Origin of the sequence: Streptomyces sp. NPDC093795, from assembly GCF_044764665.1 — a bacterium.
In the GTDB taxonomy this organism is placed as follows: Bacteria; Actinomycetota; Actinomycetes; order Streptomycetales; family Streptomycetaceae; genus Streptomyces.
Genome location: NZ_JBIWIO010000007.1, coordinates 226871 through 241949, shown reverse-complemented (window position 1 = coordinate 241949; position 15079 = coordinate 226871). Strand labels below are relative to the sequence as shown.

The window sequence follows — 15079 nt, the reverse complement described above, 5'->3', positions numbered from 1 at the left end:
ACCCGGGCGGGTGGCCCCCCACCCACGGGCCCGACACTTGGGGGGCCCAGGGGCTCGCTCACCCCCGCCGGGCGCTCGCCGCCTCCACCAGCCCCCGCATCACCCGCAGGTCCTCGCCCATCTCCGGGTGCCACTGGACGCCGAGGGCCCAGGCCGGATCGGCCAGTTCCACCGCCTCCACCGTGCCGTCCTCCGCGTGGGCCGAGGGCGCGAGGCCCGTGCCCAGCCGGTCCACGGCCTGGTGGTGGTAGGTCGGTACCTCGGTGAGTTCGGGGACCAGGGAGCCGTACCGGCTGCCCGGCACCGGCTTCACCGCGTGCCGGCCGATCACCCCGATCGCCTCCACGTGCCCGTCCAGGTGCTGGACCAGCGTCCCGCCCAGTGCCACGTTCAGCAGCTGCATGCCCCGGCAGATGCCCAGCAACGGGGTCCCGGAGGCCAGAGCCGCGTCGATCAGGGCCAGCTCCCAGGAGTCCCGCTCCCGGGCCGGCGGGCCGGTGCGGAGGTCGCGCTCGGCCCCGTACCGTACGGGCTCGACGTCCGCCCCGCCCGCGACGACCAGTCCGTCGAGCCGGGCCACGACCCCCGCGGCGGCGGCCGGCCCGTCCGGCGGGAGCATCACCGCGAGCCCGCCACTCTCCTGGACGAGCCGCGGGTACCGCGCGGGAAGCAGGGTGGCCCGCATGTCCCACACGCCCCAGCGCGCCTGGTCGAGATAGGTGGTCACGCCGATGAGCGGCTTGGACACGGAATTTCCTCCAGGAGAGAGACGGGGAGCGGGGAGGTGAGGCCTCAGTCGCGTGCGAGGTCGGCCTCGGCCGCGGCGAGCGCCGCGAACTCCTCCTCGGGCGCCGAGGCCACCAGATGGTGCCGACTGTAGAACGCGAAGTAGGCGAGGGCGATCACGTACACCCCGAGCGCCATGAACGCCGCCGTCCGGTCCACCAGGAAGGTCGCGACCAGGGCCGCCAGGGCAAGGACGAAGGCCACGGAGGAGGTCACGACCCCGCCGGGCGTGCGGTACGGCCGGTGTAGCCCCGGTTCGCGGCGCCGCAGCACGATGTGGGAGAGCGCCATCAGGGCGTACGAGATGGTGGCGCCGAAGACGGCGATGTTCAGCATCCGGGCCCCGTTACCGGTCCCGGCGGCGAGCGCGAAGCCGATCGCGCCCGGGATGAGCAGCCCCAGGTACGGCGACTTGCGGCGGCTGGTGAGGGAGAGGAAGCGGGGCAGGTAGCCGGCCCGGGAGAGGGCGAAGAGCTGGCGTGATCCGGCGTAGATGAGTGAGAAGAAGGAGGCGACGAGACCCGCGAGGCCCGCGTAGTTCACGAACCGGCTGAGCGTCGTCGGCTTCCCGTCGCCCTGGAGCGCCGTGACCAGCGGGTTGCCGTCCGTCTGGATGATCGCCGAGCCGCGCGCGCCGGTGGCGGCGAGGAAGGTCACGACGGCGAGCAGTACCAGGATGCCCAGGGAGATCGCGAGCGCCTTCGGCAGCGACCGCACCGGGTCCTTCGCCTCCTCGGCGGCGAGCGGCACCCCCTCGACGCCCAGGAAGAACCACATCCCGAAGGGGAACGCGGCCCAGATCCCCAGCAGACCGAACGGCAGCCAGGAGTTCGACCCGAAGGCCTCGCCGTCGACCGGGATGTCGTTGAGCCCGCTGACGTGGAAGTCGGTGAGCGCGCCGATCGCGAAGACGACCAGCGCCGCGACGGCGATGGCCGTCACGATCAGGCTGAAGCGCAGCGCCTCGCCCACGCCCCACAGGTGGATGCCGATGAAGAGCGCGAAGCAGACCAGGTAGACCGGCCAGCCGGACTTCAGGCCGAAGAGGCCGAGGGTCTCGACGTAGTCGCCGATGAAGATGGAGATCGCGGCGGGCGCGAGGATGTACTCGATGAGGATCGCGGTGCCGGTGAGGAAGCCGCCCCAGGTGCCGAGCGCCCGGCGGGCGAAGCCGTAGCCGCCGCCCGCCGTGGGCAGGATGGCGGAGAGTTCGGCGAGCGCGAAGACCAGACAGGCGTACATGGTGCCCATCAGGACGGTGGCGATGGCGAGTCCGCCGAAGCCGCCCTTCGACAGGCCGGTGTTCCAGCCGGCGAAATCGCCGGAGACGACGTACGCGACACCGAGCCCGGTGAGCAGCAGCCAGCCGGCGCTGCCGCGGCGCAGGGCCCGGCGTTCGAGGTAGTCGTCCTTGGGTGGTGTGGTGCCCCCGGGCGTGCTCCCGGTCGTGTCTTCGAGCGTCATTGGCGGTGTCAGCTCCCCGCAGCGGGCCCAATGGATTGGTGCCATACCTTTGCGGTGGAGGACGGGGGAGCGCAACCCCCGTGCGTTACTTTCGGGTTACGCGCGACGGGAGGCGTTCCTCAGGTCAGGAACCCCCGCAGCAGCGCTGCCGTCCCCGCGCAGTGCTCCCGCATCACCTCGCGCGCCGCGTCCGCGTCCCCGTCGAGGACCGCCTCCACCAGCGCCGTGTGCTGGTGCTGCGAGTGCTCCAGATTGCGTACGAGCAGGGGGATGCAGTCCAGGAGGTCGTTCACCGTGGCCCGTACGGCCGCGTACTGGGCCGTCAGTGTCGGCGAGCCGGACAGCTCGGCGAGCGTGAGGTGGAGCAGGGTGTCCTGGCGGCGGTAGTCGGCGAGCGGCGCGTCGTGCGTCGCCGCCACCGCGGCCCGCAGCCGCTCGGCGGCCGCCGTGTCGAGGCCGTGGGCCGCGCACAGCCCGGCGGCCCCCACCTCCAGTACCTCCCGGAAGCGCAGGGTGTCCTCCATGTCGACCGAGGCGATCCGGCGGCGCAGCTCGTCCTCGTCGGCCGTCTGGACGCGGGGCAGCACGAACGTTCCGCCGTACCGGCCGCGCCGGCTCTCCACGAGCCCCTGCTCCTGGAGGACCTTGAGGACCTCGCGCAGGGTGACCCGGCTGATCCCCATCCGGTCGGCCAGCTCCCGCTCGGCGGGCAGTCGCTCCCCGCCGGGCACGAGCCCGAGCCGTACCACCTGGAGGATCTGCTCCAGGGCCTCCTCGAAGCCGTTGCCCGCCCGCACCGGCCGCAGCACGGGCGTCAGCCGGTCCGCCGATTCACTCGTACTGGCCACGTTCTCGTTTCCCCTTCTCAAGGACCTTCCCAAGTAATGGTCTTCCGCAATACCTTATGACTTCCGGCAGGCCGAAGGAGGAGCAATCCCGTGGCAGACCGCAAACCCCCGCTCACCGTCGAGGAGCTCCGTGCCCTCGTCGCGAGCGGCGAGATCGACACCGTCGTCCTGGCCTTCCCCGACATGCAGGGGCGGCTCCAGGGCAAGCGGTTCGCCGCCCCGTTCTTCCTGGACGAGGTACTCGGCCACGGCACCGAGGGCTGCAACTATCTTCTGGCCGTCGATACCGAGATGAATACCGTCGAGGGCTACGAGATGTCCTCCTGGGACCGGGGGTACGGCGACTTCGCCATGCACCCCGACCTCAGCACCCTCCGCCGCCTCCCCTGGAACGAGGCCACGGCCGCGGTGACGGCGGACCTCGCCTGGGCCGACGGCACCCCGGTCGTCGCGGCCCCCCGGCAGATCCTCCGCCGCCAGCTGGAGCGCCTCGCGGAGCACGGCTTCAGCGCCCACGTCGGCACCGAACTCGAGTTCATCGTCTTCAAGGACAGCTACGAGCAGGCCTGGGACGCGAACTACCGCGGCCTCACCCCCGCCAACCAGTACAACATCGACTACTCCGTCCTCGGCACCGGACGCGTCGAGCCCCTCCTGCGCCGCATCCGCAACGAGATGACGGCGGCCGGACTCACCGTCGAGTCCGCCAAGGGCGAGTGCAACCCCGGCCAGCACGAGATCGTCTTCAAGTACGACGAAGCCCTCGTCACCTGCGACCAGCACGCCGTCTACAAGACGGGTGCCAAGGAGATCGCCGCCCAGGAGGGCTACTCGCTCACCTTCATGGCGAAGTACAACGAGCGCGAGGGCAACTCCTGCCACATCCACCTCTCCCTCCAGTCCATCGAACAGCCGGGGACGAACGTGATGGCCGGGGACGACCGGCACGGGATGTCCGCGACCATGCGGCACTTCCTCGCCGGACAGCTCGCCGCCCTCCGCGACTTCTCCCTCCTCTACGCCCCCAACATCAACTCCTACAAGCGGTTCCAGCCCGGTTCCTTCGCGCCGACCGCCGTCGCCTGGGGCCACGACAACCGCACCTGCTCGCTCCGGGTCGTCGGCCACGGCCGCTCCACCCGCTTCGAGAACCGCCTCCCCGGCGGAGACGTCAACCCCTACCTCGCCGTCGCCGCCATGGTCGCGGCCGGACTGCACGGCATCGAGCAGCAGCTCGAACTGCCCCCGCCCTGCGCCGGGAACGCGTACACCGAGGAGTACGCGCACGTGCCCACCACCCTGCGCGAGGCCGCCGAACTGTGGGACACCAGCGAGATCGCCAAGGCCGCCTTCGGCGCCGAGGTCGTCGCCCACTACCGCAACATGGCCCGCGTCGAGCTGGAGGCCTTCGACGCCGCGGTGACCGACTGGGAACTGCGCCGCTCCTTCGAACGCCTCTGATCCGGACCTTCCCGCGTACGCCTCTGAGAGGAACGAGTTGCTCCAGGTACTGAACCCGGCGACCGAGGAGCTGGTCGCCACCGTCCCCGGCGCCACCCCCGCCGACGTCGACGCCGCCGTCGCACGGGCCGCCGCCGCCCAGCGCGGCTGGGCCGCCGCCGCGCCCGCCGACCGGGCCCGGCTGCTCCGCCGCTACGCCGCCGTCGTCGACGAGCACATCGAGGAACTCGCCCGCCTGGAGGTCACCGAGGCCGGCCACACGATCGGCAACGCCCGCTGGGAGGCCGGCAACGTCCGCGACCTCCTCGACTTCGCCGCCGGGGGAGTGGAGCGCCTCAACGGCCGCCAGATCCCGGTGGCCGGCGGCCTGGACATCACGATCCTCGAACCGCTCGGGGTCGTCGGCGTCATCGCCCCCTGGAACTTCCCCATGCCGATCGCAGCCTGGGCCACCGCACCCGCCCTCGCCGCCGGCAACGCCGTGATCCTCAAGCCCGCCGAGACCACCCCGCTCACCGCGCTCCGCCTCGCCGAACTCGCCCTGGAAGCGGGCCTGCCCGAAGGTCTCTTCCAGGTCCTGCCCGGCACCGGCCCGGTCGCCGGGAACGCCCTCGTCGAACACGCAGGCATCGCCAAGATCGTCTTCACCGGCTCCACCAAGGTCGGCAAGTCGATCATGGCCAAATGCGCCGACCAGGTGAAGCGGGTCACCCTCGAACTCGGCGGCAAGAGCCCCAACATCGTCTTCGCCGACGCCGACATCGAGGCGGCCGCCGCGGCGGCGCCCATGGCCTTCCTCGACAACAGCGGCCAGGACTGCTGCGCCCGCACCCGCATCCTCGTCCAGCGGAGCGCGTACGACCGCTTCCTGGAGCTCCTCACCCCCGCGATCGAGGAGATCGTCGTCGGCGACCCCGCAGACGAGCGCACCCAGATGGGCCCGCTCATCTCCCGCGCCCAGCTCGACCGCGTCCGCTCCTACGTCACGGACGGACTCGAAGGCATCCGCGGCAAGGCCCCGGAAGGCCCCGGCTTCTGGTTCCCGCCGACCGTCCTCACCGGCGTACCCGAGGACGCGCCCTGCGCCGTCGAGGAGATCTTCGGACCCGTCGCCGTCGTCCTCCCCTTCGACGACGAGGCCGACGCGATCCGCCTCGCCAACGCCACCGAGTACGGCCTGTCCGGCTCGATCTGGACCCGGGACGTCGGCCGCGCCCTGCGCGCCTCCCGGGCCGTCCGGGCCGGCAACCTCTCCGTCAACTCCCACTCCAGCGTCCGCTACTGGACGCCGTTCGGCGGCTACCAGCAGTCCGGCCTCGGCCGCGAACTGGGACCCGACGCCCTGACCGCCTTCACCGAAACCAAGAACGTCTTCATCAGCACGGAGGGCCCCGCACTGTGAGCAACGAGATCATCTGCCGCCGCCTGGTCGGCCGCACCGCCGTCATCACCGGAGCCGGCAGTGGCATCGGCCTCGCCACCGCCCGCCGCCTGGCCTCCGAGGGCGCCAACGTCGTCTGCGGCGACATCGACGAGGAGGCCGGCAAGGCCGCCGCGGAGGAGGTCGGCGGCACCTTCGTGAAGGTCGACGTCACCGACCCGGAGGAGGTCGAGGCGCTGTTCAAGACCGCCTTCGACACCTACGGCTCCGTCGACATCGCCTTCAACAACGCGGGTATCTCGCCCCCCGACGACGACTCCATCCTGGAGACCGGCCTGGAGGCCTGGAAGCGCGTCCAGGACGTCAACCTGACCTCCGTCTACCTCTGCTGCAAGGCCGCGCTGCCCTACATGCGCCGCCAGGGCAAGGGCTCCATCATCAACACCGCGTCCTTCGTGGCGATCATGGGCGCGGCCACCAGCCAGATCTCCTACACCGCCTCCAAGGGCGGCGTCCTCGCCATGTCCCGCGAACTGGGCGTCCAGTTCGCCCGCGAGGGCATCCGCGTCAACGCCCTCTGCCCCGGGCCCGTCAACACCCCGCTGCTCCAGGAGCTGTTCGCCAAGGACCCCGAGCGGGCCGCGCGCCGCCTCGTCCACATCCCGGTCGGCCGCTTCGCCGAGGCCGACGAGATCGCCGCCGCCGTCGCCTTCCTCGCGAGCGACGACTCCTCCTTCGTCAACGCCAGCGACTTCCTGGTCGACGGGGGCATCGCGGGCGCGTACGTGACGCCGCTCTAACCCGCCGCGGCCGGGCGCCGTGAGGCGCCCGGCTACAGGAGCCGCAGACCGGAGCCCGCCAACGACCTCAGAGGAAGGTCCGGCCCTCGCCCCGATACGTCGGCACCGTCGCCGTGATCCGATCACCCTCGATCAGCTGAAGACTCTCGAACCGCTCGCACAACTCACCGGCCTTCGCGTGCCGGAACCACACCTTGTCGCCGATCCGCAGATCGTCGGCCGGCGAGCCGAGCAGCGGCGTCTGCACCTCGCCGGGGCCCTCCTGCGGGTCGTACCGCAGCCCCTCCGGCAGATACGGCACCGGCAGCCGGTCCCGGCCCGCCGCCCCGGACGCCGGGTATCCGCCCCCGAGGACGGTCACCACCCCGACGCCCGGACGGCGGACGACGGGCTGTGCGAAGAGCGCGGCGGGCCGCCCGCTGAACGAGGTGTAGTTGTCGAAGAGCCGCGGCACGAACAGTCCCGAACCCGCGGCGATCTCCGTCACCGCGTCCTCGGCGGCCGTGTGCTGCACGCTGCCGGTGCCGCCACCGTTCACGAACTCCAGGTCCGGCGCCACCGCCCGCACGGCCCGCACCACGGCCGCCCTGCGCTCCACCAGCTCCCTGCGGGCCGCCGCCTGCATCAGCCGGATCGCCCGTGAGCGCAGCGGGTGTCCCGCGACCGCGTCGCCGACGCCCGCGACATGCCCCTCGTACGCCATGATCCCGACCAGGCGGAACCCGGGGCGCCGCGCCACCGAGCGGGCCAGCTCGGCCAGTTGGGCGGGCTCCCGCAGCGGCGAGCGGCGCGCCCCGAGCCGTATCCGGCCGCCGAGCAGGTGCAGCGCCGTGTCCAGCTCCAGGCAGACCCGCACCTCCTCCGTCCCGCCGGCGCGAGCGGCGTCGATCAGGTCGAGCTGCGCCACGTCGTCGACCATCACGGTCACGGTGGCGGCGAGCTTCGGATCCCGCGCGAGCTCCGCGAAGCCGGTACGGTCCGCCGACGGATAGGCGAGGAGCACGTCCTCGAACCCCGCGCGGGCCAGCCACAGCGACTCGTCGAGCGTGAACGACATGATCCCGGCGAAGCCCTCCCGCGCGAGCACCCGCTCCAGGAGCGCCCGGCACCGCACGGACTTGCTCGCCACCCGCACGGGCTTGCCCCCGGCCCGGCGCACGAGGTCCGCCGCGTTGGCGTCGAACGCCTCCAGGTCGACGACCGCCAAGGGAGCGTCGAGATGTGCGGTGGCCCGGTCGTAACGGGCCCGGTCGGCGGCACGGGGAGTCATGGCCCGAGCTTGCCAGACGGGTTTACGGGTGGGTAGCCCCTCTGTTCCCGCGCCGGCGGGAACAGCCCGTAGAGTGACGGGCATTGTCGACACGAGCGGGGGGACGGGGATGACCGGCGAGCAGCGTCCCCCCACGCCCTCCCGCATCACGGACGCCCTCCTCCCAACGCCCCCCACCCCCGAACCGACCCCGACGGAAACCACCACCCGCCTCCGAACGATCCGCCCGAACGACCCGCCGCCGGGGACCGCCCGGACGGCGCCCGCGCACGCGGGCGGGGCGGCGCCGGGGCGCCAGGCGACGGGGGGCGAGGCGCAGGGGCGGCCGACCGTGACGGGGTCCGAGGCGCAGGGGTGCCCGACCGGGTCCGAGGCGCCGGTGCGGCCGACCGTGACCGGGTCCGAGGCGCCGGAGCGCCCGACCGGGACCAGGGCCGAGGCATCGGAGCGCCCGATGCACGGGGCCGGAGCGCCGACGACCCCGGGCACCGGGGCCCCGATACGGACGGCGTCCGGCACAGGCCCTTCGGCCGCCCCCAGCCAGGCCTCGGGCCGGCCGGCTCCGGCGCCGCCGCGCCCGCTGTCGACCCCGGGCGCTTCTCCCTCCGCGCCGCCGCCGCGTCCGGCGACCCGCCCGGTCGCTTCGGCGTCCGGTACGTCGTCCCGCCCTGCGCCGGGCCCTGAGGCTTCGTCTTCTGCGCCGCCGCGTCCGGCGACCCGGCCGGTCGCTTCGGCGTCCGGTACGTCGTCCCGCCCTGCGCCGGGCCCTGAGGCTTCGTCTTCTGCGCCGCCGCGTCCGGCGACCCGCCCGGTCGCTTCGGCGTCCGGTACGTCGTCCCGCCCTGCGCCAGGCCCGGACGCTCCGGCGCCCGCGGCTCCTCCGCTTCCAGCAGCCCGTCCCTGGGCTCCGCCGTCCGGAGTTCCGGCCCGGCCGGTGCGCGGTCCCTCGGCTCCGGGGTCCGGCCGGTCGGCGGGCAGTGCTGGGTACGCCCCGATGGCCGGCCCGTACGCCCAGCCCCCCGCCGACCCGTTCGGTCACGGCGCCCTGCCGCCCCAAGCGCCCGGTGAGACCACCACCCGTCTCCGGCCCGTACGCGAGCGGCGTACCGGGCGGCGGGTCGCCGTCGTGGTCTGCGCCGTGCTCGGCGTCGGGCTCATCGGTGGCGCCCTCGCCGGGATGTGGCTGGCCGCCGCCGAGCCCGGGAAGCCCGCCGAACCCGCCGGGTACACCGAGGCGATGGACCTCTGGCACAACGCCCCCGTCGACACCCTCTTCCCCCGCACCCTCACCGGCCCGGGCGCCGGCCCCGGCGCCTCCGCGCGCACCTGGACCCGGATCGTCGTCGCCCCGGACGCCGCCTGCTCGCCCGCCGTCCTCGCCAAGGGCCTGCTCGCCACCCTCGGTCCGCTCGGCTGCGAGCGCGTCCTGCGCGCCACGTACACCGACGCCACCGCCAGCAGCGTCATCACCGTCGGCCTCGTCTTCACCCGCGCCGACGCCACCGCCCAGCGCACCCTCGGCGAGCGCGGCGGCCTCACCACCCGCCTCGGCGCGGACGTCCCCCCGGCGCTCTCCGGCGACGGCACCGTCGCCGCCCGCTTCGGCGCCGGCCAGCGCGCCAGCTGGTGGCTGAACGCCCCCGCCGACCTGCCCGTCGTCGTCACCGCCGTCTCCGGCTTCGCCGACGGCCGGGCCGTCGCAAGCCCTCAGCCCGCCGACCGGGCCATGGCCGCCGGCCGTACCGACGCCACCGCGCAGTCCGGCCTCGGCCACGAGGCCAAGGGCATCACGGTGCGCTTCGAGCGGCTGCTGCGCACGACGGTCGCCGCGGCGGCGAAGGAGAAGAACGCCCGATGACTCGCCCCAAACGCCCCACCCGCACCGTCGCCGCCCTCCTCCTCGCCACCGCCTTCTCCGTCCTGCCCGCCACCACCACGCCCGCGTACGCCGACACCATCCGGGCCCGCCAGTGGGGCCTCGAAGCGCTCCACACCACGGAGGCCTGGCGCACCACCAAGGGCGAGGGCATCACGGTCGCCGTGCTCGACACCGGCGTCGACGCCGAGCACCCGGACCTCGAGGGTTCGGTCCTCCCGGGCCGCGACCTCGTCGGCTTCGGCGCGTCCAGGGGCGACCGCGCCTGGGCCCGGCACGGCACCGCCATGGCCGGCATCATCGCCGGACACGGCCACGGATACGACGGCGACGACGGCGTCCTCGGCATCGCCCCCGAGGCGAAGATCCTCCCCGTACGGGTCATCCTCGAAGGCACCGACAAGGCCCGCGACAAGGCCCGCAAGACCCGAGGCACCGCCCTCGCCGAAGGCATCCGCTGGGCCGCCGACCACGGCGCCGACGTCATCAACCTCTCCCTCGGCGACGACTCCAAGTCCGCCCACCCCGACGCGGGCGAGGACGCCGCCGTCCAGTACGCGCTCGCGAAGGGCGTCTCCGTCGTCGCCTCCGCCGGCAACGGCGGCGAGAAGGGCGACCACATCTCGTACCCCGCCGCGTACCCCGGCGTCATCGCCGTCACCGCCGTCGACCGCTACGGCACCCACGCCTCCTTCTCCACCCGCCGCTGGTACGCCACCGTCAGCGCCCCCGGCGTCGACATCGCCATCGCCGACCCCGACCGCCGCTACTACGAGGGCTGGGGCACCAGCGCAGCCGCCGCGTTCGCCTCGGGAGCCGTCGCCCTCGTCCGCGCCGCCCACCCCGACCTCACCCCGGCCCAGATCAAGCGACTGCTCATCGACACCGCCCGCAACCGGCCGAAGGGCGGCCGCAGCGACGCCAAGGGGTACGGGACGGTCGACCCGGCCGCCGCCATCGAGGCCGGCGCCCGGCTCAAGGCCGGCGACCCCAAGAACACCACCAGCGGCTACCGGGGCCAGTACTTCGGCCCCGGCCCGCTCCCCGCCGTCGAGGAGAGCCGCCCCATCGGCCTCCTCGCCCCCCTCGCGGGCGGACTCGGCGCCCTGCTGCTCCTGACGGCCGTCGCCCTGCGCCGCGCCCACCGGACCCACTAAGACCTCGGGCCCGGCAGCCACGCGTCCCGGCGCGACGGTTAGGCTCGGTCCGTGGCGCTCAAGAACATCCCGGACCCCGGTTTCTCCGACGACGACGGCACCGCCGACCCGCGGCTCACCGCGGCCCTCGCGGCCTGGGCGGAGGACAGAACCGCCCACGGCCCGGTCCTCGACGCGCTGCGGAACGCCCGGCTGCTCGTCCCCGTCGTCGCCGTCCTCGGCGAGGTCGAGACCGACGAGAACGGCCTGCGCCGCGAGAAGACCAGCGACATGGCCGTCCCCACCCTCACGGCTGGTGACCGGCGCGCTCTGCCCGCCTTCACCTCGATCGCCTCCCTCGCCCTGTGGGACCCGGAGGCCCGGCCCGTCGCCGTACCGCTGCACCAGGCGCTCCAGGCCGCCGCGCACGAGAAGGCGGACACGGTCGTCCTCGACCTCGCGGGCCCCGTGCCGTACCAGCTGACCGGCCCCGCCCTGCTGGCCCTGGCCGAGGGCCGTACCAGCGCCGACCCGCTCGACGACCCCGCCGTACGGGACGCGGTACGGGCCGCCGTCGCCGCCGAGCCCGCGGTGCTCCGCGCCCACCTGGGCCCCGGCACGGCCGACGGCACCCTCGCCCTGGTCCTCGCCGGGGACGCCTCTCCTGCGGAGACCGCCCAGCGGGTGGCCCGCGCCCTCGCCGCCGACGAAACACTGAGGGCCCGCCTGGTGCGGGGCCTCGACCTGGCACTCCTGCCGGCCTCGGCCACGCCTCCGGGCGAGCCCTTCTACGTAAAGCTGTAAGAGAAGTCCTGGCCGTACCCGGGCCCCGTGACTGCTCTTCCTGGGCCCTAGCCGTACACCGGCCCCGTGTACTTCTCGCCCGGCCCCTGGCCCGGCTCGTCCGGGACGACCGACGCCTCGCGGAAGGCGAGCTGGAGGGACTTCAGGCCGTCCCGCAGGGGAGCCGCGTGGAAGGAGGAGACCTCCGTCGCGCCGGCGTCGAGCAGGCCCGCGAGCGCGTGCACCAGCTTGCGGGCCTCGTCGAGGTCCTTGTACTTGTCGCCCTCCTCGGTGAGCCCGAGCTTCACCGCGGCGGCGCTCATCAGGTTGACGGCGACGGTCACGATCACCTCGACCGCGGGGACCTCCGCGATGTCGCGGGTCATGGCGTCGAAGTCGGGAGAATCGGGGGAGTCCGGGGAGTCCGCGGACTCGTTCTGGGGCGTCTCGCTCATGGCTCATACGATATGCCGGTCCTCGGTTAGCGGAGACCGCCGGGTCCTGCTAACCTTGTGTAACGACCGGCCGGACACCTGTGTGCCCGGCCCACAAGTGGAGGCTCCGACTTCCCACCTGACCACCCTCGCGGGTGGCGGGTCACCGGTCAGGTGGCGACCATCGTTCCGTACGGACGATGGAGCCGCCCGATGTGCGCCCCGCGGTTGACCGCGGCGGTGTTCCGGTATTTCCCTGGAGCCCCGCCTGTGTCCCGTCCGGGGCGTTTTTCATGTTCCGGCTCGGTTGGTCTCACAGAAACAGACGTTGCGCGTCCGTCCGCCAGGCGGTCGCGTGGTGCTACCTAGGAGGATCCATCAGCGCCGAGCCCCGCATCAACGACAGGATTCGCGTTCCCGAGGTGCGACTTGTCGGACCCAGCGGCGAGCAGGTCGGGATTGTTCCGCTTGCCAAGGCCCTGGAGCTCGCACAGGAGTACGACCTCGACCTCGTCGAGGTCGCGGCGACCGCCCGTCCGCCCGTGTGCAAGCTCATGGATTACGGGAAGTTCAAGTACGAGTCGGCCATGAAGGCCCGTGAGGCGCGCAAGAACCAGGCGCACACGGTCATCAAGGAGATGAAGCTCCGGCCGAAGATCGACCCGCACGACTATGACACCAAGAAGGGTCACGTCGTCCGGTTCCTCAAGCAGGGTGACAAGGTCAAGATCACGATCATGTTCCGTGGTCGTGAGCAGTCTCGTCCCGAGCTTGGTTTCCGGCTGCTGCAGCGGCTGGCGTCGGACGTCGAGGAGCTTGGCTTCATCGAGTCCAACCCGAAGCAGGACGGCCGGAACATGATCATGGTTCTCGGCCCGCACAAGAAGAAGACCGAGGCCATGGCCGAGGCGCGTGAGGCCCAGGCCGCACGCAAGGCCGAGCGCCAGGGCGTCACCGCCGAGGAGACGCCCGAGGCTCAGGCCGACGAGGCTCAGGCCCCCGAGGCCGAGGCTCCGGTCGCCGAGGCCCCGGTCGCCGAGGCCGACGCTCCGGCCGAGAACCCCGAGGCGTGACCCGACGGGCTGCCACCCAGGCAGCCCCGGGCCCCGCCCGGACCCACCAGACGAAGAATTGACGCTCCCGGAAGTCCGGTGCCCATACCGGGGGGAGCGCCACTGACGAGGAGATACGGCGCGATGCCGAAGAACAAGACGCACTCCGGTGCCAAGAAGCGCTTCAAGGTCACCGGCACCGGCAAGATCATGCGCGAGCGCGCCGGCAAGCGCCACCTGCTCGAGCACAAGTCGTCCAAGCTGACGCGTCGCCTCACCGGCAACGCCGAGATGGCCCCGGGCGACGCGGCCAAGATCAAGAAGATGCTGGGCATCTGATCTGATCACCCGCCCCCGGCGACGGGGGCTACCGGCCAAGTCCGGGACCCATTCGTTTTTCGGGTCGTGTGAGTCCAACCACGACCCCGCTACAAGGAGTTAACAAGTGGCACGCGTCAAGCGGGCAGTCAACGCCCACAAGAAGCGCCGGGCGATCCTCGAGGCGGCCAAGGGCTACCGCGGTCAGCGTTCGCGCCTGTACCGCAAGGCCAAGGAGCAGGTCACCCACTCGCTGGTCTACAACTACAACGACCGCAAGAAGCGCAAGGGCGACTTCCGCCGTCTCTGGATCCAGCGCATCAACGCCGCTGCCCGTGAGAACGGCATGACGTACAACCGCCTCATCCAGGGTCTGAACGCCGCCAACATCGAGGTGGACCGCAAGATCCTCGCCGAGCTGGCCGTCAACGACCCGAACGCGTTCGCCGCGCTGGTCGAGGTCGCGCAGAAGGCTCTGCCGGCCGACGTCAACGCCCCGAAGGCCGCTGCCTGATCTTCCAGGCCGCAGTACCTCTGCCCGGACCCGCAGGCGCGCTCGCGCCTGCGGGTCCGGGTGCGTAAGCCCCCGGCCCGCCCCCGGCCCCGAAGAGAGAACCGCCGCACCTCATGGTCACCCCCGAGCTGATCTCCCCGCGTTCCCCGCGCGTCGTCGCCGCCCGGCGGCTCGCCAAGCGCAACTTCCGGGGCAAGGACCGCCTCTTCATCGCCGAGGGCCCGCAGGCCGTCCGCGAGGCCGTCGAGCACCGCGGCTCCACCGGTGAGCCGACGCTCGTCGAGCTCTTCACCACCGTCGAGGCCGCCGAGCGCTACGCCCCGATCATCGAGGCCGCCCTCGCCGCCGGCGCCCGCGTCCACCACGCCTCCGACGCCGTCCTCGCCGAGGTGTCCCAGACGGTGACCCCGCAGGGGATCGTCGGCGTCTGTCGGTTCCTGGACTCGCCGTTCGAGGAGATCGTCGCGGCCCGGCCCAAACTGGTCGCCGTCCTCGCCCACGTACGCGATCCCGGGAACGCCGGCACCGTGCTGCGCTGCGCCGACGCGGCCGGCGCCGACGCCGTCGTCCTCACCGACGCCTCCGTCGACCTCTACAACCCCAAGTCCGTACGCGCCTCCGTCGGCTCCCTCTTCCACCTGCCGGTCGCCGTCGGCGTCCCCGTCGAGCAGGCGGTCGCGGGACTGAAGGGCGCGGGCGTACGGATCCTCGCCGCCGACGGGGCCGGGCAGGACGACCTCGACGCCGAGCTGGACGCCGGCACCATGGGCGGCCCCACCGCCTGGATCTTCGGCAACGAGGCCTGGGGGCTGCCCGAGGAGACCCGGGCCCTCGCCGACGCCGTCGTCCGCGTACCCATCCACGGCAAGGCCGAGAGCCTCAACCTCGCCACGGCCGCCGCGGTCTGCCTGTACGCCTCCGCCCGCGCCCAGCGCCCCCGAAGCTCGTCCTGAAGG

The 15079-nt window shown here is 72.9% G+C and carries 15 protein-coding genes; 10 read left to right on the top strand and 5 right to left on the bottom strand.

Annotation, left to right across the window (positions count from 1 at the left end; all coding sequences use genetic code 11):
• Nucleotides 1-58: 58 nt before the first annotated feature.
• From ACIRB7_RS20745 to ACIRB7_RS20735, 3 genes are all read right to left on the bottom strand, one after another.
• Nucleotides 59-748 (bottom strand): gamma-glutamyl-gamma-aminobutyrate hydrolase family protein, encoded by a 690-nt coding sequence (locus ACIRB7_RS20745; protein WP_403600509.1) that lies wholly within the window; start codon nucleotides 746-748, stop codon nucleotides 59-61.
• 44 nt (nucleotides 749-792) lie between these two features.
• Entirely contained in the window at nucleotides 793-2250 is a 1458-nt protein-coding gene (gene eat, locus ACIRB7_RS20740; RefSeq protein ID WP_403600506.1) for an ethanolamine permease, read from the bottom strand.
• 119 nt (nucleotides 2251-2369) lie between these two features.
• Nucleotides 2370-3098, bottom strand: a complete 729-nt coding sequence (locus ACIRB7_RS20735) for a FadR/GntR family transcriptional regulator (RefSeq protein WP_403600503.1) — start codon at nucleotides 3096-3098, stop codon at nucleotides 2370-2372.
• Between the two features lie 90 nt (nucleotides 3099-3188).
• Here ACIRB7_RS20735 and ACIRB7_RS20730 point away from each other — a divergent pair, with 90 nt between their 5' ends.
• Genes ACIRB7_RS20730 through ACIRB7_RS20720 form a run of 3 tightly spaced genes read left to right on the top strand, consistent with a single transcriptional unit; the run spans nucleotide 3189 to nucleotide 6740 of the window.
• Nucleotides 3189-4559 (top strand): glutamine synthetase family protein, encoded by a 1371-nt coding sequence (locus ACIRB7_RS20730; protein WP_403600501.1) that lies wholly within the window; start codon nucleotides 3189-3191, stop codon nucleotides 4557-4559.
• Nucleotides 4560-4596: 37 nt separating this feature from the next.
• The gene (locus ACIRB7_RS20725) at nucleotides 4597-5961 is read left to right on the top strand and encodes an aldehyde dehydrogenase family protein (RefSeq protein ID WP_403600498.1); all 1365 of its coding nucleotides are present in this window, start codon (nucleotides 4597-4599) and stop codon (nucleotides 5959-5961) included.
• On the top strand, nucleotides 5958-6740 hold the full coding sequence (locus tag ACIRB7_RS20720; protein WP_403600495.1) for a 3-oxoacyl-ACP reductase: 783 nt from the start codon (nucleotides 5958-5960) through the stop codon (nucleotides 6738-6740). The genes ACIRB7_RS20725 and ACIRB7_RS20720 overlap by 4 nt, the downstream gene beginning before the upstream one ends.
• A 67-nt stretch (nucleotides 6741-6807) precedes the next feature.
• On the opposite strand, the gene ACIRB7_RS20715 is transcribed toward ACIRB7_RS20720, so the two are convergent.
• Nucleotides 6808-8010, bottom strand: coding sequence for an amino acid deaminase/aldolase (locus ACIRB7_RS20715; RefSeq protein WP_403600492.1), 1203 nt, complete (start codon nucleotides 8008-8010; stop codon nucleotides 6808-6810).
• Nucleotides 8011-9004: 994 nt separating this feature from the next.
• Here ACIRB7_RS20715 and ACIRB7_RS20710 point away from each other — a divergent pair.
• From ACIRB7_RS20710 to ACIRB7_RS20700, 3 genes are read left to right on the top strand one after another with little or no spacing between them, the layout of a single operon-like run.
• Nucleotides 9005-9868 (top strand): hypothetical protein, encoded by an 864-nt coding sequence (locus ACIRB7_RS20710; protein ID WP_403600489.1) that lies wholly within the window; start codon nucleotides 9005-9007, stop codon nucleotides 9866-9868.
• Nucleotides 9865-11043, top strand: coding sequence for a type VII secretion-associated serine protease mycosin (mycP, locus tag ACIRB7_RS20705; protein ID WP_403600486.1), 1179 nt, complete (start codon nucleotides 9865-9867; stop codon nucleotides 11041-11043). The genes ACIRB7_RS20710 and mycP overlap by 4 nt, the downstream gene beginning before the upstream one ends.
• A 51-nt stretch (nucleotides 11044-11094) precedes the next feature.
• On the top strand, nucleotides 11095-11826 hold the full coding sequence (locus ACIRB7_RS20700) for an SseB family protein (protein WP_403600483.1): 732 nt from the start codon (nucleotides 11095-11097) through the stop codon (nucleotides 11824-11826).
• A gap of 47 nt (nucleotides 11827-11873) precedes the next feature.
• Here ACIRB7_RS20700 and ACIRB7_RS20695 read toward each other — a convergent pair whose 3' ends face one another.
• A complete protein-coding gene (locus tag ACIRB7_RS20695) occupies nucleotides 11874-12260 on the bottom strand; it encodes a DUF1844 domain-containing protein (protein WP_403600481.1) in 387 nt (128 codons plus the stop codon).
• Between the two features lie 272 nt (nucleotides 12261-12532).
• On the opposite strand from ACIRB7_RS20695, the gene infC reads away from it, so the two are divergent.
• The 4 genes from infC (at nucleotide 12533) to ACIRB7_RS20675 (ending at nucleotide 15076) form a co-directional block, all read left to right on the top strand.
• Nucleotides 12533-13312 carry a translation initiation factor IF-3 gene (infC, locus tag ACIRB7_RS20690; protein WP_403601033.1) on the top strand — a complete coding sequence of 260 codons (780 nt, stop codon included), beginning with the start codon at nucleotides 12533-12535 and terminating at the stop codon, nucleotides 13310-13312.
• Between the two features lie 123 nt (nucleotides 13313-13435).
• Nucleotides 13436-13630: a 50S ribosomal protein L35 gene (gene rpmI / locus ACIRB7_RS20685; RefSeq protein WP_024760685.1), complete on the top strand. Its 195-nt coding sequence runs from the start codon at nucleotides 13436-13438 to the stop codon at nucleotides 13628-13630.
• Nucleotides 13631-13736: 106 nt separating this feature from the next.
• Nucleotides 13737-14123 (top strand): 50S ribosomal protein L20, encoded by a 387-nt coding sequence (gene rplT / locus ACIRB7_RS20680; protein ID WP_351220722.1) that lies wholly within the window; start codon nucleotides 13737-13739, stop codon nucleotides 14121-14123.
• A gap of 113 nt (nucleotides 14124-14236) precedes the next feature.
• Nucleotides 14237-15076 carry a TrmH family RNA methyltransferase gene (locus tag ACIRB7_RS20675; protein WP_403600476.1) on the top strand — a complete coding sequence of 280 codons (840 nt, stop codon included), beginning with the start codon at nucleotides 14237-14239 and terminating at the stop codon, nucleotides 15074-15076.
• Nucleotides 15077-15079: the final 3 nt, after the last annotated feature.

Excerpts from the sequence above, each read along its gene's own strand:
- eat (WP_403600506.1), bottom strand. The coding sequence starts at position 2,250 with ATGACGCTCGAAGACACGACCGGGAGCACGCCCGGGGGCACCACACCA.
- ACIRB7_RS20715 (WP_403600492.1), bottom strand. The coding sequence starts at position 8,010 with ATGACTCCCCGTGCCGCCGACCGGGCCCGTTACGACCGGGCCACCGCA.
- ACIRB7_RS20710 (WP_403600489.1), top strand. The coding sequence starts at position 9,005 with ATGGCCGGCCCGTACGCCCAGCCCCCCGCCGACCCGTTCGGTCACGGC.
- mycP (WP_403600486.1), top strand. The coding sequence starts at position 9,865 with ATGACTCGCCCCAAACGCCCCACCCGCACCGTCGCCGCCCTCCTCCTC.
- ACIRB7_RS20695 (WP_403600481.1), bottom strand. The coding sequence starts at position 12,260 with ATGAGCGAGACGCCCCAGAACGAGTCCGCGGACTCCCCGGACTCCCCC.
- infC (WP_403601033.1), top strand. The coding sequence starts at position 12,533 with ATGTTCCGGCTCGGTTGGTCTCACAGAAACAGACGTTGCGCGTCCGTC.
- rpmI (WP_024760685.1), top strand. The coding sequence starts at position 13,436 with ATGCCGAAGAACAAGACGCACTCCGGTGCCAAGAAGCGCTTCAAGGTC.
- ACIRB7_RS20675 (WP_403600476.1), top strand. The coding sequence starts at position 14,237 with ATGGTCACCCCCGAGCTGATCTCCCCGCGTTCCCCGCGCGTCGTCGCC.